The sequence below is a fragment of the Pedobacter ghigonis genome, assembly GCF_903166585.1.
GTDB classification, from domain to species: Bacteria; Bacteroidota; Bacteroidia; order Sphingobacteriales; family Sphingobacteriaceae; genus Pedobacter; species Pedobacter ghigonis.
In genome coordinates this window covers 157,625-180,716 of sequence record NZ_CAESCM010000010.1, presented here as the reverse complement: position 1 = coordinate 180,716, position 23,092 = coordinate 157,625, and the positions used below count along the sequence as shown (strand labels likewise).

Sequence of the window (23,092 nt, the reverse complement as noted above, 5' to 3'; positions counted from 1 at the left end):
CTTACAACAATTTAAAATCTTCGCGAAATCATGATATCAACAATTATATTCCGTTAAGCCTTTTTCTTCTTTCTTTTATTAAGTGTTTTATGACTGATTCTGGCTGGTCTTTCAGCCATTTCGATTTTTAAGCCAAGTAAATCGCGGATTACAACCGAAGCACAGGCTCCGCCAAATGCAGCAGGCAGGTAAGAAACAGTTCCGTAAGCCGAGCGTTTAAAATTGCTGCCATCGGTCATGATCATCGAGTTTTTATCCACTTCTTCGGTCGAGAAAACAGCCTTGATTTTTGCGGCGTTTTCAAGTTTGTTTAGTCGTTTGCGTACGTAACTTGCAAAAACACATTGATAAGTATCGGGAAGCATGGTAATCCTTAATTTTGTAGGATCCATTTTGCCACCGGCACCCATTGAGCTTACAATTGGAATATTTTTCTCCAACGCTGTAGATAGTAAGGTAATTTTAGGCATTACACTATCGATGCAATCCATAATGTAATCGAATTTGCTTTCTAAAATTTCCCTGCACTTCTCAGGGGTAAGAAAGGTATCAACTACATGCAGTTTTAATTCAGGATTTATAGCTTGTAAACGCTCGCGCATGATTTCGGCCTTGGATACACCATGGTTGGTAGCTAAAGCCGGCAGCTGTCTGTTCCTGTTGGTAGGATCTACCACATCACCATCCACAATAGTCATTTCGCCAACTCCCGACCGGCAGATAAATTCTGCAGCGAAGGAGCCAACACCACCTAAACCAATTACTAAAACATGTTTGGCTTGAAGTTTTTCTATCCCATCATTTCCTACAAGCAGGGCAGAGCGCGAAAGCCAGGTTACATCAGACATTATAATTTTTCTATTTTACCAAAGAAGAGTCGATTAATACAGAATTGATATTTTTCTGTGGTTTCAATGTCTCCGTGGCTATTTTACAATAAATTCAAATTTTTCCAGTTGGCAAAAATACGAGCTTTAAGCTCATCAACCGTACATTTTTTTAAATTGGCAGCAGCCTGATAAATTTCAGCGATTGGAATATCGGCATCATCTGTTTCGAGAAAGAACTTATCTGTTTCCGTTATCAGTTTTGCTGCGCCTGTGCCGGCTTTTAATATTGCGGTTCCAAATGAAAGGAGGAAGCCTTTATCCAACAGCTGCTTGCCCAGTACTTCGTTTTTATTGAAACCATGGATAATCATCGGAACTTTAACCTGTAGCTTGTCTTTAAGTGAAATCAGCTCGGAAAAGCATTTTACACAGTGTAATATTAATGGCTTGTTAAGCTCTTCAGCCAATTTGATTTGTTCGGTTAAAATAACCAGCTGGTTGTTTACATTTTCGCCCCTGAGTTTATCTAAACCACACTCGCCGATGAGTTTTACATTGGGTTGTCTCGCCAAAACATCTAAATAACGCATTTGCATTTCTAAAGCATCGAGTTGGGCATACCAGGGATGTAAACCAACTGAAATTGGCTTTTTTTTAGGCATCGCGAGAAAGATATCGCTGGTTAACGATAAGCTTTGAATACTGATAGCCCCTGGCTGTGCAGCAGTTTTGTGGCTATGTATGTCTAAAAAATCCATTGAACTACAAAGATAATATAGAAATGGAAGATGGGAAATGTAAGATGGATGGTGGAAAGTGTGGGATCGATTAAAGCTTTTGGTAAAAACAAATCTGTTAATGACCAATGAATGTTTCCGCTCTGTAAAGAATTTGCGAATAATCTATTACATTAGTAGGCTTTCTTATTTTTACTTTATTATTCTAAAAAATCATGAAAAAGATAATCATTCTATTGGTGGCTGTGTTTGTATCAACAGGAGCTTTTAGCCAGGCGAAAAAGGAAGGAGTTCACATTTATAACCCTCAGGCCGATGCCAAAGCTGATATTGCAGCAGCTGTAACCAAGGCAGCTAAAGAAAATAAACATGTTTTATTACAGGTTGGGGGTAACTGGTGCACCTGGTGTATTGCTTTCCACAATTTGGTTGATAGCACAGCTACCTTAAAAAAATACATCAACGATAATTTCGAAACCGTTTTGGTTAATTATAGCCCTGAGAATAAAAACGAAAGTGTTTTGGCTAGTTTAGGTTATCCGCAACGTTTCGGTTTTCCGGTGTTTTTAGTTTTGGACGGAAAAGGAAAGGTATTGCACATCGAAAATTCGTCGTACCTGGAAACAGAAGAGGTAGGTGCTAATGGCAAAAAGAAAGTTGGTCATGACGTAAAGAAAATCACCTCGTTTTTAAAGGGATGGACCACTACTGCCGTTAATCCGGAAACGTATAAGCCAAAAGCAAAGTAGTTTAAAGCTGGTCGATATTTATTTTAATAAGAAACTTAAGAATGAAATATGTCGGCTTTATTAAAGAATATAATATCATAGATAGTGCTAAGCCTCTACAGGATGTAATAAAATATCATGATGTGAAACCAGATTATCTAGATATTATAAATTACCTAAAAGATGGCATCCTAGCTTTTGCCTGGATGGGGTACTTTGTTGATATTGAAACTAAAGCGCTTATTGCACCTGATAGTTATTTTACAGATGGTTTATGGGTTTGGCCTGCATATCTTCCCTACTATTTATCGAAGTACCCAGGCATGCATTTAGATCATGACTTTGTTGAATACTTAAGGTTGAAAAATTATGAAATAACTGTTTGCGAGTTTGAAATAGCTCGAATTGAGAATGAAATTTCTATTAAGTTAAATAATAGCGCTAAATAATCCCTTCTTTAATCAAAAGCTTTCCCTTAAAAAACGGCAGATCAGATTTAACAATATGACCTGCCGCTTTTTTAGTCTTCTAAATCATTAGTTTCGTCATCAAGATTTAGCTCATAAGAAGCTCTTGACGCTTCATCAGCCTGCTCCAGCAAATCTTTATCGTGCTCAATACTGGTATCATCACCGGTAATTTCATTGATATTTTCTACCTCATCCTCCCTGCGCAGTGCATCGTTTGGATCGCTGGAATAATTGTCGTTTTCTGGATCTATCATAACATTAAGATTTATAATTAGATAATCGCTTAAAGCCAGAAATTGTTTTGGGAAAAGATAGAAAGGCTAAAATCGAATGAATGAATTTTGAATGAGCGAATGGGGGATGTCCAAAACATTCAATCATTCAAAACTCAATCCCTTGTGCGCTTGGTGCCTTTGTGGTTAAAATTAAAATCCCTCTCCAAATTTATAAAATGGCGCTACACTTACCGGCAATTTACCTGTTGGCACAAGTCTGTTATTAATTACCGCTGCGGCCGAAATCTGCATATAATCTTCTTTCTGATAAGCCACAACAAGCCCCTTACTATTTTCTAAGCCTGGCAGGCTTGCGAGGTTATATGGATTGGCAAATAGGGCAAAAACAGCATTTTTTGCTGATAGCTCTTTAATAAAGTTTTTTACTCCGGCATTTAGCGGCATGTTGTTGGCCGGACGGGAGCGGCTATCGTGAATACCTACGATAACCTGATCAAAAGCAGCTACTTCGCGGGCAATGTTTGAGATTTGTGTAGGATTTGCATCTTTATCCAAAACGTAATAAACCGAATTATAGTAGCCTTTGGCAATTTCTTTCTGGAAAGTAGTAACAGCAGGTACGCCAATACTGATGATAGCTGTTCTTCTGATCGGAATTAACCGTTTAATATAATCTTTGCCTTTTAACAAAGTAACCGAAGCATTGGCCAGTTCCTGCACCAGTGCGTTGCTGGCGTTTCGGTTAACTGCAGCAACTATTCCTTGTGTTACCACGGTATCTTTTCTGGATAAACCTGCCCAGTATTTTGCTGTTAATATTTTGCGCACACTCTGGTCTATTTCTGCCATACTTACGCGATCTTGCCTAACGGCTTTACGCACCAGTTTAATGGCCCTGTCGCTATTTTCCGAAAGTTCCAGGATATCGTTTCCGGCAATAATCCCCATTAAATCAGCTTCTCCGTTTTTAAAATATTTAACCACACCTTTCATATCCATTGCATCGGAGATAATCAGGCCTTTAAAACCTAGTTTTTGCTTTAAAATACCGGTAACTATAGGTTTAGAAAGTGTAGAAGGTAAATTCGGTGTATTATCCAACGAGGGAATATTCATGTGGGCAATCATCACGCCCGAAGCTCCCTGCTTAATCAGTTCTTTGAAAGGGTACATTTCTAAAGTATCTAACCGGGTGGCCGAAAAGGTAAGCTGAGGTAAATCGTAGTGCGAATCCACATCAGTATCACCGTGACCGGGAAAGTGTTTTAACGTAGTTAAAAGGCCGCCATCCTGCATACCTTTCATGTAAGCTGCAACTTTGGTGGCTACGTTATATTTATTTTCGCCAAAAGAGCGGTAATTAATCACCGGGTTTTTTGGGTTGTTGTTGATGTCGGCATCAGGGGCCAAATTCATCTGCATGCCCATGCGCTTATAATCTTTGGCTACCTCTAAGCCCATTTTGTACAAAAGTTCCTTATTCTGGATTGCTCCCAGGGCCATTTGGTAAGGATAAGATATGGTACTGTCTAAACGCATACCCAATCCCCATTCGCCATCATTGGCAACAATTAAAGGTACATGGCTTAATTTCTGGTAAGCATTGGTGGCAATGGCCTGCCTACCCGGACCGCCCTGAAAAAATATAACCCCACCCAATTGCTCCCGCTTAATTACCTGACCAACCGAATCGGTATATTTTTGCCCCAGGTTTGTATGCGCACGTACAAAGAACATCTGCGCAATGCGCTCCCTGCGGTTAAGCTTATTAAAAACCGAATCGACCCATTTAGGTTGATTCGCTAACATTTCTAAATAGGTTTTTTGTTGTGCGCTGCCCGAAAATGCAGTTCCACAGAGTGCAATGAGTATAAAAAGATTTTTTTTCACTTGTTTTGTTGTATCAGTTCAGCTAAATTAATAAACCAAAGCCGTATTAAACAAAAACTCGTCCAAGTAATCGATTTAATACAGTAGGTTTTAAGAAAAGTGCTGGGGTTATGATTTATACATTCCTTTGCCCTCAATAAAATCGATTACTTTATCGGGTAAGAAAAACTGGACATTCTTTTGTGCTTTAATAGCCTTGCGGATAAAGGTTGAAGAAATTTCCATTAAAGGTGTTTGGGTAAAAGTAATTGCCGGGTGGTTCTCCCAATCTGTAACATTAGTCCCCGGTCTTGGGTAAACGTAAATCTGATAGTTTTTTAACAATACCTCGTAGTTTTTCCATTTCTTAAACGAAACCAGGTTATCGGCCCCCATAATTAACACAAATTCCTTTTCCGGATATTTTTCGTGCAAATAAGTTAAGGTATCGATGGTGTAAGAAGGTTGTGGTAGGGCAAACTCAATATCACTCACCCGAATGTGCTCGGCATTTTCGGTGGCAAGTTTGGCCATCTCCAACCGGTCGTACATGTTGGTTAAACCATTTTTATCTTTTAATGGGTTATGCGGAGAAACCACCAGCCATACTTCATCCAGCTCAGTATGATTGGCCATATAGTTGGCAATAATTAAATGGCCGGTATGAATGGGGTTATAAGAACCGAAGAAGAGGCCTGTTTTCATGTTTTTCAGTGTTTGTACCCGTCATTGCGAGGCTGGATTGAGCGAGCCGAAGCAATCTCATCAGAATTAAAAGATTGCTTCGCACGCTGCAAAGTCTATTGCATATGTATGCAATGATGGATTATTTCTTCAGGAAATCACCAACCAACTGCTCTGCTTCTGCGCAGGCGGTTGCCAGGTCAAAGTTTTTTAAAATTACATCAAACTTATCAGCATAAAGCAGTTCTTTCTCGGCTTTAACGAAACGCTCCTGTAGTTTTTCAGGACTATCTGTTCCGCGACCGCTTAAACGTTCTTTTAATACCTCTAACGATGGCGGCTGAACAAAAATGGCCAATGCATCTTCTTCGTACTTTCTTTTCAAACGAATACCGCCCTCTACATCAATATCGAAAATAACGTGTTTGCCCTCATTCCAGATGCGTTCTATTTCTGAACGTAAGGTGCCATAAAAAGTTCCGTTATAAACCTCTTCAAACTCAACAAACTCCTGATGGGCCACTTTATGTAAAAACTCTTCCTTACTGATGAAATAGTAATCGTTTTCGTGTTTTTCTGTTCCCCTTAACTCGCGGGTAGTTGCAGAAATAGAAAAGCTCAGCTCAGGAAATTTCTGTAATAAATGATGTACGATGGTGGTTTTACCTGCTCCTGATGGTGCCGAAAATATGATTAATTTACCTTGTGTCATTGTTATAAGCCTAAAGCTTGAAGCAGAAAGGCCAAAGCTTAATGCTTCAGTCTTTATGCTTTAAACCTTTTTATAGTACGTTTAATAATTGTTCTTTTATCTTTTCTAATTCTTCTTTCATTCCCACCACAAATTGTTGCATCTGGGCATCGTTTGCCTTAGCACCCATGGTGTTAATTTCCCGTCCTATTTCCTGCGAGATAAAGCCCATTTTTTTGCCGTTTGCTTCCTTACTTGCCAGGGTTTGCAAGAAATAATCGCAGTGACTTTTCAAACGTGTTTTTTCTTCGGTAATATCAATCTTATCAATGTAATAGATTAATTCCTGCTCAAAACGGTTCTGGTCTATGTTTACCTTACCCACTGCATCCTCTAAAAACTGGCTAAACTTATCGCGGATAGCTGCAATCCTTTTTGGCTCCAGTTCTTCAACAGATTTAAAGTAAGAAAGAATGTTTTTGATCCTCAATTCTAAATCGGCCTTTAATACCGCACCTTCGTCTTCTCTAAATTTATTAAAGTTGGCTAAGGCAGAAGTGAAAATCTGGTATAAGTGGTTCCACTCATCTTCGCTTACACTTTCTTCTTTATAACTAATCACATCCGGAAAAGTTAAGGCAGTTTGCAATAAATTACTGCTATCGGCTCCTAATTCATTGTTAACCGCAACAAGTTGTTGGTAGTAGTGGCTTAATAGTGCGGTATTAATTGTAGCACCTGTAACTTCACCATTGGTGCGTTCTACATTGATGCTTAAACTTACTTTTCCTCTTTCGATATCTTTACTGCACATGTTACGCAGAATCAACTCTTTATCAGAAAAAGCTTTAGGGTATTTTAAATTGAGCTCCAGGAATTTACTGTTGAGCGATTTGATTTCGACACTATACTTTGCATTTGCATAATCGGCTGTTGCTAAGCCGTATCCTGTCATGGATTTTATCATGCGCAAAGATAGGGTTTTAAGCCGAAAGGAGAAATAATAATGGGCAAGGAGCCAGAGTTATAGCTGATCGGCTGAAATACTTTTACATTTGGAAAACGAGCGCTAAGCATTTCATTGGAATTACAGTCCCGCTTTTCATTACAAGTCCGGGCTGCGCTGTGGATTTTTCATTTCAATAGGGTTTATTTACAGGGTTCTGTAGCTTTTGGCCGGGCCTGTTCCATACAATTGCAGAACATCGGTTCTTAAACGTGATGGGAGTGACATCCCCGATTTTTCATCGGGATAAAACGGACAACAGGACTGATTTGGCCAAAAGTACCGGAGCACGCATTTTCTGATCAAAAGAAGTACTGTGCTACTTTTCCAGCAAGTTTAAAATCGCATTAAACGTTTTTTGCTTCAATTCTTCCAGATCTTCTGTTCCCAAACCTTTCACTTCAACAGCTTCGCCAAATACCGTTTTAATGGTTCCCGGATACAACAATAGCGGATCGGTTCGCGGTAAATGTGCTCTGCTGTTGAGTATGGCAAAGGGTAAGATGGGCGTTTGGGTTTCTATCGCTAAACGAAAAGCACCATCGTAAAAAGGAGCTAAAGGTTGATCTGATTTATTCATCGTTCCTTCGGGGAAAATTAGAATCGATTGCCCTTCGGCGAGGTCTTTACGCAATTCGGCTACAGAATGATCACGGCTTTCCCGGCTGCTGCGGTCGATCATCACCACCAACCGCTTATAGATCCAGCCAAAAACCGGTATTTTAAGCATTTCTATTTTTCCCAGCGGACTAAAAGCCTGCGGTATGCCTAGTACGATGGCCACAGCATCTAAAAACGAACTGTGGTTGCCTACGTAAATGTAAACCCTCGCGGTATCAATTTTAGCGCCTCTGGCAATAAACCACAGGCAGGTAAATAGACTGAAACCCCAGGCCCATAATTTTAGGAAATAGAAAGAAATCTTCCGGCCGTTTTTTTCGTTAAAAATCCCCATACTGAGCATGATAAACGGGCAAACGATCACCATGAGTATAAAGAATACCATTGCAGCGTACAATAAATAAAATCCACCCAGTAGCTTTCTCATGTTTATTAACGTTTTGTTAACAGTTTGAACGTGTAACAAGTGTTAATTTTACGAAAAATATCTTACAGATATGAAAGCATTTTTTACGCTCTTTTTTCTTTCTATAAGCTTTCTGATTGTACCTGAAAATATTATGGCACAGGCTGTTGTTTCAAAAGGTGTTGTTTTTGAAAAAGGGACCGACATTCGAATTGCCCTGGCTGTTGTAACCAATACCCGCACCAATCAAGGGGTTGGCACAAATGATATGGGCTTCTTTCAAATCGCAGCAAAAATTGGCGATACGTTATTAGTCCAGAAGAGAAAGTTCGATAATCAGTACGTGATTGTTAAAAGCGATAAAGATTTTATTGTAAACCTTATTCGGGCGGATATGATTTTGGAAGATGTAACAATTAAGGCAGAAAACAAACAAGAAAACTTATTGGCTGTTAGGTTAGAACATCGTAAGAAGACTTACTTTTATGGGAAGAACAGAAATCCGCTTCACTATATGCGCTACCCGCTTGCAGCTATAATGGAATTGTTTAGCGCAGAAAGAAAAAGAGCCAGGCGGTTTGACAGGTATTATAATGAGGAGCTAAAGGAACTTGAAATAGACAAGTTTTTTAATCAGAGTCTGGTAAAAAGGAATACGAGTTTAACAGGGAAAGAGCTGGAGGTGTTTATGGTAAATTACAGGCCTAAACATAAGCAGATTAAAAAGTGGAATACTTATGATGCAGCGGGATACATTAAAAAATCGGCCCGGCAATATTTAGATACATTGAATACGCCCTTATAAATACCTGATGAAGCATTTGAAATTTATTCTTTTACTGATTATGGTTGTACACGGCTTAAGCAGCAAGGCCCAAAACTTTGTGCTTAAAGGGGTGGTAATTGAAAAAGGTTCGAATGTGCGAATTGCCCTTGCCGAAATTACCAACCTGAATAATAAAATGGGTACGGCCAGCAATGAGATCGGCCTTTTTCAGCTAAATGCGAAGTTAGGGGATACGCTATTGGTTAAAAAAAGGAATTTGACCGATCAAAAAATTGTGGTTAAAACGGATGATGATCTGGTAGTTTACCTAATCAGAGGAAGTACGATGCTGGAAGAGGTGACGGTTAAAGGGCAAACGAAAAAGCAGGAGATGGAGGATATTAAGCGCGATTTGAAACATAATGGCTCTTTTTATGCCGGTAAACCGCCATTAATTTTATTAAACCCCTTCGGTGGTAGCCCGTTAACATTTTTTTATGAGTTATTTGGGAAAACACCGGCAAGAGCACGTAATTTTAACCGTTATTATAAGAAAGAGCTGAGCTTAATTGAGATAGATAAATTCTTTAATAAAAGCCTGGTAACCAGTTATACCACTTTAAGGGGAAAGGAACTGGATAAATTTTTGCTCGACTATTATCCCAGCAGCAGCATGGCAAACAACTGGAACAATTACGATGCTGTTAAATACATCAAAGAATCGGCTAAACATTATACCGATACTTTGAAACGCAACAATTAATTACAACATGAAGAATTTAAAATTTACCATTATACTCATTCTTTTAACTACCCTGGGATTATTTGCCCAGGCTCAGGATTTTATTGTTAAAGGTGTGGTTATTGAAAAAGGTTCGAACATCAGGATTGCCTTATCCGAAATTACCAATTTGCGTACAGGCATCGGTGTAGGCAGTAACGACATCGGGATGTTTCAGCTTAAAGCAAAAATTGGCGATACACTTTTGGTAATTAAAAGAAACCTGATCGATCAAAGGGTGGTGGTAAAAAATCAGGAAGATATTATTGTTTATCTGGTACGCGCAAGTACTACACTTGATGATGTAACCGTTTATGGTAATACCAAACAGCAGGATTTAGCCGAAATCAAAAGGGAGTATAGAAACAAAGGAGTGTACAATGGTGGTAAAACCACGCTTTTATCGGCTATTTTTAGTCCGTTAAATGCCTTGTATAATTTATTCGGTAGCGACCCTAAAAATGCACGCAGATTTGGCCGATATGCCGATAACGAGATAAAGCAATCGCAGATTGATGTGTATTTTAATCAGAGCATCATTAAAAACAATACAGAGTTAAGAGGCGATACTTTAGAGAAATACATGCTCAACTGTCGCCCTGAATTTGATAAAGCCCAATATTGGAACAGCTACGATTACATCAAATACATTAAAGAATCATCGAAGAAGTTTACAGATACGCTGGGGAAAGGGAAGTAGGTTTGAGTTTTGAGTTGGGAGTTTCGAGTTGATAGTCGGAAAATCCGATGTGCGAAGTTTAGTCGTCAAGACAGTAGCCAGTAAACAGTTTTCAATTGACAGTTTGCAGTTATGCGAAGGAATCAATTAACCGATTAATCAGTTTATACAATTAACCCAATCGACTAAATACTCAACGCTTCGCAAGCCTTTTCTGCTGCCAGTTTCTCTGCATTTTTCTTGTTGTAATCTCTTCCAGTGCCATATTTTTCGCCTTCAACTAAGGCCGTAATAGTAAATAGTTTGGCACTTTCGCCTTCGCTATTTTGTACTAGTTCGAACATTACATCTTTGCCATGGCGCTGGCACCATTCAATCAGTTTACTTTTAAAGTTGGTTTCGGTGAGTTCGAGGGTATGGATATCGATATGGGGCTTTACAATGCGACGGAGCAAAAACTCTTTGGTAAAGTTATAGCCCTTATCCATGTAAATGGCCCCAACAATGGCTTCGAAAGCATCGCCCAGCATCGAATTGTGCTTGGTTTGGATGCTTACCGAACGCTGGTCGAATTGGATGAGCTTATCAAAACCAATTTTTTTAGCCAATTGGTTGAGGTTAGCCCGGTTCACAATTTTTGAGCGCATTTCGGTTAAGAAACCCTCTTCCTTGTACGGATAATGTTTGAAAAGTAATTCTGCTATTACCGATCCTAAAACTGCATCGCCTAAAAACTCCAGACGTTCGTTGCTGCTTCTGCTGCCATTTTTTAAAACCTTAGCCACAGAGCGGTGCCTGAACGCCATTTTATATAGCGTAACATTCCCTGGAATAAAGCCCAAAATATTTCTCAGCTTTTTAACAAACTCCTTTTCGGGAGAAAGATAAAGTTTATATAATTTTAATATCGGCATTAAATAAATAACACAATTAACGGCTAATCAGCATATTTAACTAAGTTATCTATTTTTAATTAGCATACAAAATTATATGGCAGCTGCATTAAACTAATCTTCGTATTTCTTGAAAATCACAGAAGCGTTATGACCACCAAAACCGAATGTATTACTCAAAGCTGCTCTAACAGTACGTTTTTGCGCTTTGTTAAAAGTAAAGTTCAATTTAGGGTCAAATGCAGGATCATCTGTAAAGTGATTGATTGTTGGAGGAACAATATCATTTTTAACAGCAAGAATTGCGGCAATTGCTTCAACAGCACCGGCAGCTCCTAAGAGGTGACCTGTCATTGATTTGGTAGAACTGATGTTTAAACGATAAGCATCTTCGCCAAATAATGTACCAATGGCTTTGGTTTCGCTAATATCACCCAGCGGTGTAGAGGTACCGTGAACATTGATGTAGTCTATATCAGCAGGTGTTAAACCAGCATCTTTTAGCGCATTTGTCATTACCATTCTGGCACCTAAACCTTCAGGATGTGGTGCTGTGATGTGATTAGCATCAGCACTCATTCCACCGCCCACAAGTTCTGCATAAATTTTTGCACCCCTTGCTTTTGCGTGCTCAAGTTCTTCTAAAATAATGGTTCCTGCACCTTCACCAGCTACGAAGCCATCACGGTCTTTATCAAAAGGACGAGATGCTGTTGCCGGATCATCGTTACGTGTAGATAATGCATGCATGGCGTTAAAACCACCCATTCCTGCTTCGTTAATGATTGCTTCAGAACCACCACTGATAATAACATCGGCCATACCCAAACGGATATAGTTAAATGCATCAATCATGGCGTTTGTAGAAGAAGCACATGCCGAAACAGTTGCAAAATTTGGCCCACGTAAACCGTATTTGATAGAGATATGCCCTGGAGCGATATCAATAATCATTTTAGGGATAAAAAATGGATTGTATCTTGGCGTACCATCACCTTTGGCAAAATTTGAAATTTCGTCCAAAAATGTTTTCAATCCACCTATGCCCGCACCCCAGATTACGCCGATTCGGTTGGTATCTAATTTTTCGAAATCGAAACCTCCATCCTTCACAGCCTCATCTGTAGCCACAAGGGCATATTGTACAAACGGATCTAGCTTGCGGGCTTCTTTCTTCTCCAAAAAGTCTTCTGGATTGAAATTTTTAACCTCACATGCGAATTTAGTCTTGAACTTTTCAGTATCAAAACCCTTAATAGGAGCAGCGCCACTCACCCCGTTAGTCAATCCTTCCCAAAAATCGGGAACATTATTGCCTATAGGAGTGAGCGCACCCAACCCTGTTACTACTACTCTTTTTAATTCCATTTATACTGAAAAAGCGTAATTCTATTTAACGTTTTTTTCCAAATAAGCAATTGCTTGACCAACAGTACCGATGGTTTCAGCCTGATCATCAGGAATAGCTACATTGAATTCTTTTTCAAATTCCATAATCAACTCTACGGTATCTAAAGAATCTGCACCTAAATCGTTGGTGAATGAAGCCTCTGGCGTAACTTCGCTTTCGTCAACACCTAGTTTTTCTACGATAATAGCCTTAACTCTTGAAGCAATATCAGACATAATTTTATAATTTAATGGTTAAATAATTCTGTGCAAAGAAAAATAAATTCTTACAATTTTCAAATGTTTTTATTTCGATACGTAATTTTGGTATCTCAATAACACAGCGAATATAGAATTAGTTTTTTAATTTCGTTCTGTAAATAATTTATTTCGCTTTGAATAGAACTTACCTAAAACTTACCTTAGACCTTGATTTTATACTAATTGCGATTACAGCACCCCTAAAAGACTATGTACTTTGCCACAAAATTAATACCCGTTTAAACACACAATTTGAAAAGATAGAAGACCACGAAATTTTTTTTAATATTGACGAACCGGCCTGGTGTTTCTCTAAATATTACTTTTTTGTAGAGCAGGGAGAGGTAGAATATTACCTGATCAGCAACCGGAGCAGCGATGGTTTTCTGATTCCGGAGATGAACAAGGTAGATTTCTTTATCATTATTAAAGAATTTATAGATAAGGAAGATTTGGATTATCTGTTAAACGGATTGAATAAACTGCCTGATATACAGGTGGCTGCAAAGATAGATCCGACTAAGTTAAAGAGTAAGGAGAATTTGGTAATATAAAAATTATATACTTGGTGTATTAAATACACTATATTTGACGGTTACAAACAAAAAGAACAAAGAAACAAAATATATAAAATTTAATGTGGTTTATCTATTTTAGATAAATAATAGCGTTTGCTAAACCGCATTCTAAAATCAATTAATTAAATGAAACCTTTTCATTCGAGAACCAAAATTGTAGCCACACTAGGGCCTGCATCAGCAAAACCAGATGTATTATATAGTATGTTTAACGCAGGTTTAGATGTTTGCCGTCTAAACTTTTCGCACGGATCGCAGGCCGATCACCAGGCGGTTTTAGATACCATCCGCGATTTAAACAAAAAATACGATTATAATGTAGGTATTCTTGCCGATTTACAAGGACCTAAAATCCGTATTGGTTTGGTAAAAGAAGGTGGTATTAACCTGATCAACGGTAAAACAACCGTAATTACCACTAACGAATGTATTGGTAATGAAGAACGGATTTACATCACCTATCAAAACTTCCCTCAGGATGTTCAGGCTGGCGAAATTATCCTTTTGGATGATGGAAAACTTCAGATGAAAGTTTTATCTACCAACCTGAAAGACGAGGTTACCTGCGAGATTGTACACGGTGGTATTTTAACTTCAAGAAAAGGGGTAAACCTGCCAAATACTAAAGTTTCTATCCCTTCACTAACACCTGAAGACCGTGAGAACTTAGAATTTGTACTGGAAAATGACGTAGAGTGGATCGGTTTATCTTTTGTGCGTAAAGCTGAAGATATTATCGAACTTAAAAAAATAATTGCTGAACGCGGTAAATCTGCCCGTGTAATTGCGAAAATTGAAAAACCTGAAGCTATTGCGAATATCGATGAGATTATTGCTGTAACTGATGGTATTATGGTTGCCCGGGGCGATTTGGGTGTTGAATGCCCAATGGAAGAAGTACCGTTGTTACAGAAAATGATTGTTGCTAAATGTAGGGCAGCTTCTAAACCTGTAATTGTAGCTACGCAGATGTTAGAGAGCATGATTACGACTCCTCGTCCAACACGTGCTGAGGTGAATGACGTAGCTAACTCTGTTTTGGATGGTGCTGATGCGGTAATGCTAAGTGGCGAAACATCGGTTGGTGAGTTTCCGCTGATCGTAATCGAAACGATGCAAAAAATTATCCAAAACATTGAAGAAAACAACTATCCGTTCAATCCAGATAAGTTCTTGAAACCAAAATCGCCTTCTTTCTTAAGTGATGCGATTTGTGATTCTGCATGTTTTCTTGCTAAACAAACCAATGCTGTGGGTATTGTATCGATGACTTTGAGCGGTTATACTGCTTTCGAAATTTCGAGCCACCGCCCTGAAGCATTAACTTTTATTTTTACCAGCAACCGCGCATTGTTAAATGCAGTGAGCTTACTTTGGGGCGTAAGAGGTTTCTACTACGATAAGTGGGAAAGTACCGATAACACCATCATTGAGGTTAATGAGTTCTTAAAAGCTAAAAAACTGGTTAAACAAGGCGATATCATTATCAATACTGCAGCTATTCCAATTGAAGCTAAAGGTAAAACCAATATGTTAAAAATCACTGTTATAGACTAATAGCGATTAATCTCTTTAGAAATGCTCCCGATTTAGATCGGGAGCATTTTTTTTATCAATAAAAAATATATTTTTGCAGCCTTACCGGAGAGGTGTCTGAGTGGTCGAAAGAGCAAGCCTGGAAAGTTTGTATACTGGCAACGGTATCGAGGGTTCGAATCCCTCTCTCTCCGCGAATACATTTTAGTAATACGAATGTTACTTTGTATGTATATCGTGTGTAATTCGTCATTAAGAAATTGAAAACCGCACTGGTGGCTCTTTTAACTCACAAGGTTCGAGTACCAGCGGGATTACAAACAAAATGGCAAAACCGCATTTAAAAACAACTGAGGCCCCTTAAGCCCTTTGTACAAAAGAGTTTCGCTTGCAGATCATAAGCTTTGCAAGCGTTTTTTTGCCCCAAGGTGTCAGAATTATCAACTTTTTACAAAAGGTTCATGTCAATAAAAGAAACGGAAAGGTATTCAGTTGTGGATGAGGAAAAAGTTAGAGAAGATATGGAAAAACTTGCGGCGAGACTTGATCCTGATGATTACCAAGTAGCATTAAGGGCAATTGGAGAGGCCGCTGGAATGCCGATGAATGTGGTTATGGTCAATGTTATTCAAAAAGTTGTAGAGATCACAATGGCGCGTGTCGAAGAAAAACTTAAGACCGCATAGTGCAAAATGTCAGGTATTATTAATGACAACTTAAATCTGGGGCGTAGTACGTTCCGGATTTTTTTACATTTATCTAAATTTTACGTTTCTAATGTCTGTAATTTGTCTTATCTGCCGGTAAATGAACCCAGGTGCGGAAGAGTATTAAAAATTAAAGCCATGAAAAAAGTATTTATATTATTATCTCTGTTCCTGTCAGTTTATACTTGCTTTGGACAGCAGGAAAATAAAGAAGCTGAGAATCCATATGCTGTTGCACTAGGATACTTGAAGTGGTACAATTCTGTGGAGTATGGCGACCAAAGCTCTACCATACCCAAGCAGACTTATCCGATCGTTAAGGATATTCCAGTCGATAAAAAGTTTAAAAGACAGGCCATTAATAAAATAGCTGTAGAGAAATATATTGAATATTATAAAAAAAGCGGGTTCCTTTCAGAAAGCTATTTGAATACATTAAGGTCCTACTTCGCCGAAATTAATAAGGATCTGGTTAAGCGTCCTCCGATCAGACGGGATGATAGGATTAAGATAGACGGTCTTGATCTGGATATCCAACTGCAGACTTTTGAGCCTGAAGCCATCCTGGATAACTTAGCGAAGGCCACGCTTACGAAATCCTTGATTATCTATAACAAAGCGCTGTTGGGTGTCAATTTCGCACCGGAAATAAACCTGGTATTCGCATTGAGCAAGTACGGGGACAAGTGGTTGATTGACTATATAGGGCACAATAATACTAGTGCCAACAGTTTCTTCAGGCAATAACATTCACGGATGAGCTTTACCTCTCTTGAAAAATGTGAGACTGTGCCGCCCCGAATTTACTTGTCGTTTGGGAAAAAAGGCAGAAATTTCCCTACATTGTTAAGCGGTAAAAAAAGGTATTTTTATCATGGTCCCAAATTATCCTGCTGATTTTGCTTCAAGGCATGCCGGTACCAATTGCAATGGAGATGTTGTTTTAACATAGAAGCTGATTTAACTGGCAACAAAAAACAAAGGATAGCATTTATTAACTTATGGGAATTAAATTAGGGAAAAATGAATAACAGATTTTGTTTGATTGCAGTGTTTTTTTGCATCGCATGCGGTGCCTGTTTTGCGCAAAATAAACAACAAAAAGATGAATGGCTGATGAGCTATAAGCGGCAGGTTTTTATTTCCTGTTTAAAGTCGCAAGATACAAGTGTGTCAAAAAACGACATATCAGAATCAGTAAATTTTGACCTTATAGGAAATACTGCTTCTGCTAAGCAGGCAGATAGCCTAGGCAAAGAATTTTACAAGCTGATCCAACCTTCGAAAATATTGGATCATAATAAAAATAAAGCTTTGGTGAATGAATGTCTGGCCTATTATGAAAGTAAACAACTTGATTCTATTGCCAAGTCAGCTTATAAGAAATATTTAGAAGCGAAGAAAAACTTAAATTAAAGAAAGGATATTTTGACCTGGGTGAATTAAAATTCAGAAGGATAGTTGACATAGCGTTGCTGTCTTTTTCTATATGTTTAATGGAGCGGTTGGCTAGATTGATATTCGGGTTTTACAATAAATAATATCAGATGAAAAAAGTAAGTATAGCTTTTTTTGCAGTTATATTCCTCTTTTTAGGATGTCAAATGAGGTATAGATATCCAAAGTTTGATTACTCGAAAAATACAGGGGCTAACCCCTGTGTTCTTGCTTTTAAAGACAGAGTCTTTTTTGCTATTCTTGCGGAATTCTATAAAGGAACAGATGCTATGAAAGAAATACGTAAAAGGGATGTTGGAAATCCTTATGATGGTATCTACTCTGCGAGCTTATTTAAAAAGATAGACTCAATAGGAAAAGATTTTGCGAAAAAAATACCACCACCTGCACTGTGCGATGAATGCACCAAAGAACAAAATTACTTTATGGCGCAGGCACTGCATTTTTATGCGAGTTCTGACCTAGATTCAATTGCCAAAGCCGAGTTGAAAAAACATGGTATGGACAGATGTAAATGACCATTTTACCGGGTAAGTAGTTTTTGCCACAAAGTATGAATCATTAAATTCGCCAAACTTATTCGTTATAGTACGTGTCGCGTACACTTTTGCCAAAATATCAACTTATTACCATAATTTTTTGTAATGTCTTAAAAAAATGATATTTTGAAATTATTAAATGCGCTCGTGTAATGTCACAGATTAAGCGATCTACTTATATAGAATATGAATAAGAAAATCCTGGTAGTTGATGATGACCTTTTTTTGCTTGGATCTTTGGAACTATTGCTTTCAGATGAGGGTTATATTGTTCACTTGGTCGATAAAGCATCTCTGATTAAGGAATCGATCGTTACGTTCAATCCAGATTTAATCGTTATGGATATTTTGTTGGATGATGCTGACGGAAGGGAAATTTGCGATAATATTAAAAATTCGTGGTCTACTTCGCAAATCCCAATAATTTTATTGACTGCCCTTTCGCATAAAAAAATCAGTGAGCTCGATTGCCAGGCCGATGCTATTATAGGAAAACCATGTAACTATAGTACGCTTCTTCATACCATCGCTGATTTGCTCAGGTAAATTCCTAAGTGTCGTTGATTTTAGAACGAATGCAAGCTATCTTAATCGTTTCTGATACATTTTAGACTGCTCATATTGCTTAAGACAACTATCAAGTGGCAGCCCCTTCTGATAGATACAGTCGCAAAAAATAGCACAACCTTTAGGGTTTTTGTTCCCTGCACTTTGATTTTTACATTCGAGTATTGAATTGCCAGGCCTGATTTCGTATAGAAATTGATTACTGAGAACTACTATGGCGATGGCCAGTATCACAAATCCCGAAAAGGCAAAGGGAAACTTTTTGCTCAAAGGGACTTTGGGTAAGCTGGCAGTCCATACAATTGCTTTCAACCGTTTATAATCCCAGCAGAGCAGGTAAAGGTCTGCCAGTACCATCAGGGTTACAATCCGCGTACCTTCAAAGCGGGTTGCATAGGTTAAAATGCAAATATTTATAATGACTACGAAATAAGCCAAAGCACCGAAAAAAGCTGTTCGTGGAATAAGTAAGAGCAAGGCGATACAGATTTGAGCAACCCCAATAAACGTGTAATAATAACCGGTAAGATGTAAGGCATCAAAATAGTGCCCTAGTGGGTGATTGGCTGGTAGTGCCGTGAACCTTTCACCCATGATTTTTACAATGCCTGATGGAATAAAACTGGCAGCAAGCGCTACACGGCAAAAAACAGTAAAAATGCGAAACCACATATTGCATCTCGCATCTGCGTGAAATTGCTGAAATCGGGTGAGTAAGCTCATGTTTCGCATAAATTTTTTAAAAAGCACTTTGTTTTTCAAAGTTAATAAAGTGCAGGATAAATTCAAATATTGATTTTTTTAAAACTTAAAAAATGGTGTGGCGAAATGGAGAAGCATTATATATCTTTGAATAACCAGTAAGGGTAAGAAATTTTGTAACCAAACATCCCAAAATGACCAGAAAAATTACCAGCGGACCTATCAGAGATAAGGAAAGGACAAAGAAAAAATTATTGGATGCTGTTGGTAAGATCCTAAAAAAGGATGGGTTTACTGGTTTAAATGTTAGTCAGGTGGCATTGAAAGCCAAGGTAGACCGTAAACTGGTGTACGATTATTTTGGCAGCATGGAAGGGCTGGTAAAAGAATACCTGAATACCCGTGATTATTGGAGTGTAAACATCGATCAGGCAAATGAACTTATTGAACAGAGTAAGCCTGATTTGGGCAGGCAAATGCTATATCATTTGTTAGAAGATCAGCTAAATTCGCTCATGGCGAATGAAGAAATGCGCAAAATTATCAGCTGGGGCATCAGTGAGCGCTCGAAAGTTTTAGCTGAATTAAATGAGAAACGCGAATTTTTCGGTGAACAGTTTTTTACTGAAATTACAGACGAGCATTTTAAGGGTAAAGAAAAAAATGTAAGGCCAATAACAGCTCTTTTAATTGGTGGAATCTATTACATGACCTTAATTGCCAATACCAATGATGGCTTGATGTGTGGAATTGATATCAGGAAAGCAGAAGCCCAGGCTGAAATTAAGAAAACCCTTAAACAAATCATTGACTGGACTTATCAATAAACTTTGCTTAGCGATTAGCCCAAACTGCTAAGTCATTTTAAGGTTTTCAAAATGAGCCGTAGTTTCTGCTACCAATGCTTTCATTAATACCGAAGCTTCCCTATGTTTTAATATGGGGGCTATTTGTCCGCTCCAAAACATTACCATATCCCATTTTTCTTGCTCAATGGCTGCTTTTCGCAACGGCGAGATAAAAGTGGTTTGCAATGGGAAAGGTAAGAATTCGCTTTCATTTCCGGTTTGTTCGCTGGCAATACGGGTGCTTATACCGCGGCCCAATCTTCCGGTAAATGCACGCGATAATCTGGTGTATTTCCCAGCATCTGAAAAAAGCATCTCTTTGTGAATGGCTAATGCGTTCGATTCATTGCAGGCCAGAAAAGCTGTTCCAATCTGGGCAGCATCAGCCCCCAGGGTAAGCGCAGCTGCAATGCCTTTACCATTGGCAATCCCGCCTGCAGCTATTACCGGAATTTTAACCTTTTCTTTAATGAGTTGCAAAAGTACAAATGTGCCGCTAACCGAGTTTTCTGCACGATCGAGAAAAGATGGCCGGTGACCGCCTGCTTCAAAACCCGAAGCAATAATCATATCAACACCTGTATCGGCTAAAAAAATGGCCTCATCTAATGTGGTCGCTGCTCCAACGGTAACAATGCCCCGTTTTTTACACTGCTCCAGCACATCGATTGGTAGTGCGCCAAACATGAAGCTGAATACCTTGGGCTTAATGTCCAATACTACCTGAAGCTGGTTTTCAAAGCGCGAATTAAAAGGTGCTGGTTTTGGCGGCAGTGGGATATTCAGTTCATCAAAGTAGGGTTTAAAAAGCGCACTGGTTTTTTCAAACTGTTTAGCAGTATCGATTCCGGCTATATCGTTATCCGATACCCAAAGGTTAAGGTTGTAAGGTTTATTGGTTGCGGCTAATATTTGCTGGTGCACCGTTGCTATTTCGCCCGCATTTAAGGTGTAAGCCCCATACCCGCCCAGCCCACCAGCGTTTGATACCGCTGCAACGAGCTCAACAGATGACAGATTGCCCCCAAAAGGCCCTTGTAAAATCGGATATTGAATATCCAATAACCGGCTAACTTTATTCTCGTACCACATCTTGTTTACATTTTATTCAGCTACATCACTGAGCATTTTGTTTACAATAAACCATTTGCCGTTTATCTGATGAAAAGATAATAAATCGACATAATTAAAATCGTACATCTTTACCTGCGCTTTGACTATAGCGATAGAGTTAACCACATCTATCGAAACAATGCTCCCTTTAAATGGTTTGCCGCTATCTTTCGGGCTTTGGCGGTTGGCCACACCATCGAGATAGACAGCCAGTGTTTTGGCGTAAGGTTGTCCTTTTACATCACCATAAAGATAGGTGTTGGGATGAAAAATTTGTTTAAGCAGGTTGATATCGCCTGTGTAAATGCCTTTAAAATAATAATCTTCAAGTGCCTGTGTAATGGCAATCTTGCTTTGCTGGTTATTTTCCATTTTTTTTGTTTGTTGTGCTTTCAAGCTTAACGACGTGCAAAACAAGAAAGCCATTAAAATAAAATTTTTCAATTTAGTTCAAGTTGTGGCCGGCACCCATTCCACCATCTACATTGATAATGGCACCGCTAATGAAATTGCTTTTGGCTACGGTGTATACCATTTCAGCCACATCTTCTACTTCGCCTACCCGGTTTAGCAAATGCAAACCGGCACTTTTATCGTCTTCTCCTGCATGCATCGGCGTGCGGATTACGCCAGGTGCAATGGTATTTACCCTGATGTTTCGTGTGCCAAATTCGGCGGCGAGCTGCAGGGTTAGTGCATGGATGGCCCCTTTGCTTGATATGGGTGCTGTACTTGGTGCACCACCCAAAGCATGGTTTACCAATGGGGTCCCGATGTTGATTACCACTCCGCCGTTTTGCTTTAACATTTGTGGAAGAATGCTTTGTGTGGTAAAATAGGTGCCCTTAAAATTTGTGTTTAGAAAACGGTCGAGGTATGCTTCGTCTACTTCTAAAAAAGGCTTGGTTTCATATATACCGGCGTTATTAATCAGTACATCTACTGAACCGAATTTTGCTAAGGCTACCTCGAGTAACCGGGCTCCGGTGCTTTTGTCACTCACGTTTCCGGTAACCATGGCTATATTTTCACCAGCCCCCAGTTCCCGATAAACCTGTTCCAGTTTTCCGGCAGTTGTTGAATTCAGGATCACATTATCTCCTTTTTCAACAAATAAACGTGCTACGGCTTTACCAATACCCGATGATGCTCCGGTAACGATGATGGTTTGCTTTTTCATGGCTTTATTTTTTATCGGCTGTAATGCCTTTTTCCCTTAACACTGATACTTGTTCTCCGGCATAACCCCAGTCATCCAGTTCTATTTCCTGAATTACAATATGGGTAAGGTGCGGATCTTTATTCAGGGTATCACTAATCAAATCAGTAATCCCTTTAATTAAAGTTTGTTTTTGCTCACGGGTAACACCTTCGCGTGTTACTTCTATTTTTACGTATGGCATGACTTTAGTTTTTTAAGTTTAAAAATCCTTAGGCAGCAAGCTCAGCAGCGATATCAACATTTAGATCAAAATCGTTGTAAATCAGTGTATCGCCTAAGTTTTGAAAGAAATTGCCAGAACGGAATTTCATGTCGTATTTGGTTCTGTCGATCACAATTTTGCCACTTGCGGTTAACTTGTTATCGTTTAAGCTGATGTTAGCCGCAAAGGTTACTTCGTTAGTAATCCCTTTAATGGTCAAATCTCCTGTAATGTCGTAGGTGCCGTTGTCCTTTAAGTTTACGTCGGTAATTACAAAAAAAGCCTCGGGGTGTTTTTCTGAAGAGAAGAAATCGTCAGATGCCAAATGTCCGGCAAACTGTGCGTTGGTACCTTCGTCGGTTACATCTAAAATAACAATCGAAGTGGTATCGATTGTAAATTTACCGCCGCTTAGTTTATTGCTGTTTAATACAAGCTCGCCCGATTTGATTGCGATGGTACCGTTGTGTGCACCAGTTACTTTGCGGCCTATCCAGTTAATTTCGCTCTGAGCGCCATTAACGTTAAAATTTGTTGTTTCCATTTTCTGTTGTTTTAAATTAACAGTACAAA

30 protein-coding genes and 1 tRNA gene are annotated in these 23,092 nt (G+C 38.9%); 14 read left to right on the top strand and 17 right to left on the bottom strand.

The window, feature by feature from the left end; genetic code table 11:
* Window positions 1–53 precede the first annotated feature (53 nt).
* A complete protein-coding gene (locus HWV58_RS15625) occupies window positions 54–848 on the bottom strand; it encodes a tRNA threonylcarbamoyladenosine dehydratase (RefSeq protein ID WP_175634986.1) in 795 nt (264 codons plus the stop codon).
* A gap of 83 nt (window positions 849–931) precedes the next feature.
* Window positions 932–1,588 (bottom strand): TatD family hydrolase, encoded by a 657-nt coding sequence (locus HWV58_RS15620; protein ID WP_175634985.1) that lies wholly within the window; start codon window positions 1,586–1,588, stop codon window positions 932–934.
* 194 nt (window positions 1,589–1,782) lie between these two features.
* Between HWV58_RS15620 and HWV58_RS15615 the strand changes: the two genes are divergently transcribed.
* Complete coding sequence (locus tag HWV58_RS15615) at window positions 1,783–2,316, top strand: thioredoxin family protein (RefSeq protein ID WP_175634984.1); 534 nt, start codon at window positions 1,783–1,785, stop codon at window positions 2,314–2,316.
* 41 nt (window positions 2,317–2,357) lie between these two features.
* Window positions 2,358–2,744, top strand: coding sequence for a hypothetical protein (locus HWV58_RS15610; protein ID WP_175634983.1), 387 nt, complete (start codon window positions 2,358–2,360; stop codon window positions 2,742–2,744).
* A 71-nt stretch (window positions 2,745–2,815) separates the two neighbouring features.
* Here the strand turns inward: HWV58_RS15610 and HWV58_RS15605 are convergent, their stop codons facing one another.
* From HWV58_RS15605 to HWV58_RS15580, 6 genes are all read right to left on the bottom strand, one after another.
* Window positions 2,816–3,019, bottom strand: a complete 204-nt coding sequence (locus HWV58_RS15605; RefSeq protein WP_175634982.1) for a hypothetical protein — start codon at window positions 3,017–3,019, stop codon at window positions 2,816–2,818.
* Window positions 3,020–3,190: 171 nt separating this feature from the next.
* Window positions 3,191–4,810: a glycoside hydrolase family 3 protein gene (locus HWV58_RS15600; protein ID WP_394354246.1), complete on the bottom strand. Its 1,620-nt coding sequence runs from the start codon at window positions 4,808–4,810 to the stop codon at window positions 3,191–3,193.
* Window positions 4,811–4,999: 189 nt separating this feature from the next.
* Window positions 5,000–5,575, bottom strand: coding sequence for a nicotinate (nicotinamide) nucleotide adenylyltransferase (gene nadD, locus HWV58_RS15595; protein WP_175634980.1), 576 nt, complete (start codon window positions 5,573–5,575; stop codon window positions 5,000–5,002).
* A 121-nt stretch (window positions 5,576–5,696) separates the two neighbouring features.
* Window positions 5,697–6,266, bottom strand: coding sequence for a guanylate kinase (gene gmk, locus HWV58_RS15590; protein WP_175634979.1), 570 nt, complete (start codon window positions 6,264–6,266; stop codon window positions 5,697–5,699).
* 70 nt (window positions 6,267–6,336) lie between these two features.
* Entirely contained in the window at window positions 6,337–7,200 is an 864-nt protein-coding gene (locus tag HWV58_RS15585; RefSeq protein ID WP_175634978.1) for a YicC/YloC family endoribonuclease, read from the bottom strand.
* Window positions 7,201–7,570: 370 nt separating this feature from the next.
* Window positions 7,571–8,299 (bottom strand): lysophospholipid acyltransferase family protein, encoded by a 729-nt coding sequence (locus tag HWV58_RS15580; protein WP_175634977.1) that lies wholly within the window; start codon window positions 8,297–8,299, stop codon window positions 7,571–7,573.
* A gap of 70 nt (window positions 8,300–8,369) precedes the next feature.
* Here HWV58_RS15580 and HWV58_RS15575 point away from each other — a divergent pair, with 70 nt between their 5' ends.
* The 3 genes from HWV58_RS15575 to HWV58_RS15565 are packed head-to-tail and all read left to right on the top strand — an operon-like array spanning window position 8,370 to window position 10,525.
* The gene (locus HWV58_RS15575; RefSeq protein ID WP_175634976.1) at window positions 8,370–9,083 is read left to right on the top strand and encodes a hypothetical protein; all 714 of its coding nucleotides are present in this window, start codon (window positions 8,370–8,372) and stop codon (window positions 9,081–9,083) included.
* A gap of 7 nt (window positions 9,084–9,090) precedes the next feature.
* On the top strand, window positions 9,091–9,807 hold the full coding sequence (locus HWV58_RS15570) for a hypothetical protein (protein WP_175634975.1): 717 nt from the start codon (window positions 9,091–9,093) through the stop codon (window positions 9,805–9,807).
* Window positions 9,808–9,814: 7 nt separating this feature from the next.
* Window positions 9,815–10,525 carry a hypothetical protein gene (locus HWV58_RS15565; protein WP_175634974.1) on the top strand — a complete coding sequence of 237 codons (711 nt, stop codon included), beginning with the start codon at window positions 9,815–9,817 and terminating at the stop codon, window positions 10,523–10,525.
* A gap of 164 nt (window positions 10,526–10,689) precedes the next feature.
* Here the strand turns inward: HWV58_RS15565 and rnc are convergent, their stop codons facing one another.
* The 3 genes from rnc to HWV58_RS15550 all read right to left on the bottom strand — a co-directional run bounded on the left by rnc (window position 10,690) and on the right by HWV58_RS15550 (window position 13,023).
* Window positions 10,690–11,418, bottom strand: a complete 729-nt coding sequence (rnc, locus tag HWV58_RS15560) for a ribonuclease III (protein ID WP_175634973.1) — start codon at window positions 11,416–11,418, stop codon at window positions 10,690–10,692.
* Between the two features lie 93 nt (window positions 11,419–11,511).
* Window positions 11,512–12,765 carry a beta-ketoacyl-ACP synthase II gene (fabF, locus tag HWV58_RS15555; protein ID WP_175634972.1) on the bottom strand — a complete coding sequence of 418 codons (1,254 nt, stop codon included), beginning with the start codon at window positions 12,763–12,765 and terminating at the stop codon, window positions 11,512–11,514.
* 21 nt (window positions 12,766–12,786) lie between these two features.
* Window positions 12,787–13,023: an acyl carrier protein gene (locus HWV58_RS15550; RefSeq protein ID WP_008508386.1), complete on the bottom strand. Its 237-nt coding sequence runs from the start codon at window positions 13,021–13,023 to the stop codon at window positions 12,787–12,789.
* 158 nt (window positions 13,024–13,181) lie between these two features.
* Between HWV58_RS15550 and HWV58_RS15545 the strand changes: the two genes are divergently transcribed.
* The 8 genes from HWV58_RS15545 to HWV58_RS15510 all read left to right on the top strand — a co-directional run bounded on the left by HWV58_RS15545 (window position 13,182) and on the right by HWV58_RS15510 (window position 18,411).
* Complete coding sequence (locus HWV58_RS15545) at window positions 13,182–13,601, top strand: IPExxxVDY family protein (RefSeq protein WP_090765092.1); 420 nt, start codon at window positions 13,182–13,184, stop codon at window positions 13,599–13,601.
* A 150-nt stretch (window positions 13,602–13,751) separates the two neighbouring features.
* Window positions 13,752–15,182: a pyruvate kinase gene (gene pyk, locus HWV58_RS15540; RefSeq protein ID WP_175634971.1), complete on the top strand. Its 1,431-nt coding sequence runs from the start codon at window positions 13,752–13,754 to the stop codon at window positions 15,180–15,182.
* Between the two features lie 86 nt (window positions 15,183–15,268).
* Window positions 15,269–15,355, top strand: a tRNA-Ser gene (locus HWV58_RS15535).
* 267 nt (window positions 15,356–15,622) lie between these two features.
* Window positions 15,623–15,847: a hypothetical protein gene (locus HWV58_RS15530; protein WP_175634970.1), complete on the top strand. Its 225-nt coding sequence runs from the start codon at window positions 15,623–15,625 to the stop codon at window positions 15,845–15,847.
* Between the two features lie 159 nt (window positions 15,848–16,006).
* A complete protein-coding gene (locus HWV58_RS15525; RefSeq protein WP_175634969.1) occupies window positions 16,007–16,615 on the top strand; it encodes a hypothetical protein in 609 nt (202 codons plus the stop codon).
* Window positions 16,616–16,891: 276 nt separating this feature from the next.
* On the top strand, window positions 16,892–17,284 hold the full coding sequence (locus HWV58_RS15520; protein ID WP_175634968.1) for a hypothetical protein: 393 nt from the start codon (window positions 16,892–16,894) through the stop codon (window positions 17,282–17,284).
* Window positions 17,285–17,415: 131 nt separating this feature from the next.
* Window positions 17,416–17,844 carry a hypothetical protein gene (locus HWV58_RS15515; RefSeq protein ID WP_175634967.1) on the top strand — a complete coding sequence of 143 codons (429 nt, stop codon included), beginning with the start codon at window positions 17,416–17,418 and terminating at the stop codon, window positions 17,842–17,844.
* 207 nt (window positions 17,845–18,051) lie between these two features.
* A complete protein-coding gene (locus tag HWV58_RS15510) occupies window positions 18,052–18,411 on the top strand; it encodes a response regulator transcription factor (RefSeq protein WP_175634966.1) in 360 nt (119 codons plus the stop codon).
* Between the two features lie 36 nt (window positions 18,412–18,447).
* Here the strand turns inward: HWV58_RS15510 and HWV58_RS15505 are convergent, their stop codons facing one another.
* Window positions 18,448–19,194 (bottom strand): hypothetical protein, encoded by a 747-nt coding sequence (locus HWV58_RS15505; protein ID WP_217707012.1) that lies wholly within the window; start codon window positions 19,192–19,194, stop codon window positions 18,448–18,450.
* A 134-nt stretch (window positions 19,195–19,328) separates the two neighbouring features.
* Here HWV58_RS15505 and HWV58_RS15500 point away from each other — a divergent pair, with 134 nt between their 5' ends.
* A complete protein-coding gene (locus HWV58_RS15500) occupies window positions 19,329–19,961 on the top strand; it encodes a TetR/AcrR family transcriptional regulator (protein WP_175634965.1) in 633 nt (210 codons plus the stop codon).
* Between the two features lie 27 nt (window positions 19,962–19,988).
* Here the strand turns inward: HWV58_RS15500 and HWV58_RS15495 are convergent, their stop codons facing one another.
* The 5 genes from HWV58_RS15495 to HWV58_RS15475 form a co-directional block, all read right to left on the bottom strand.
* A complete protein-coding gene (locus tag HWV58_RS15495) occupies window positions 19,989–21,074 on the bottom strand; it encodes an NAD(P)H-dependent flavin oxidoreductase (protein ID WP_175634964.1) in 1,086 nt (361 codons plus the stop codon).
* 12 nt (window positions 21,075–21,086) lie between these two features.
* A complete protein-coding gene (locus HWV58_RS15490; RefSeq protein ID WP_217707011.1) occupies window positions 21,087–21,467 on the bottom strand; it encodes a nuclear transport factor 2 family protein in 381 nt (126 codons plus the stop codon).
* Window positions 21,468–21,540: 73 nt separating this feature from the next.
* Entirely contained in the window at window positions 21,541–22,275 is a 735-nt protein-coding gene (locus HWV58_RS15485; protein ID WP_175634963.1) for an SDR family NAD(P)-dependent oxidoreductase, read from the bottom strand.
* Window positions 22,276–22,279: 4 nt separating this feature from the next.
* Window positions 22,280–22,498: a tautomerase family protein gene (locus tag HWV58_RS15480; protein WP_175634962.1), complete on the bottom strand. Its 219-nt coding sequence runs from the start codon at window positions 22,496–22,498 to the stop codon at window positions 22,280–22,282.
* A gap of 28 nt (window positions 22,499–22,526) precedes the next feature.
* Window positions 22,527–23,063: a YceI family protein gene (locus tag HWV58_RS15475; RefSeq protein WP_175634961.1), complete on the bottom strand. Its 537-nt coding sequence runs from the start codon at window positions 23,061–23,063 to the stop codon at window positions 22,527–22,529.
* Window positions 23,064–23,092: the final 29 nt, after the last annotated feature.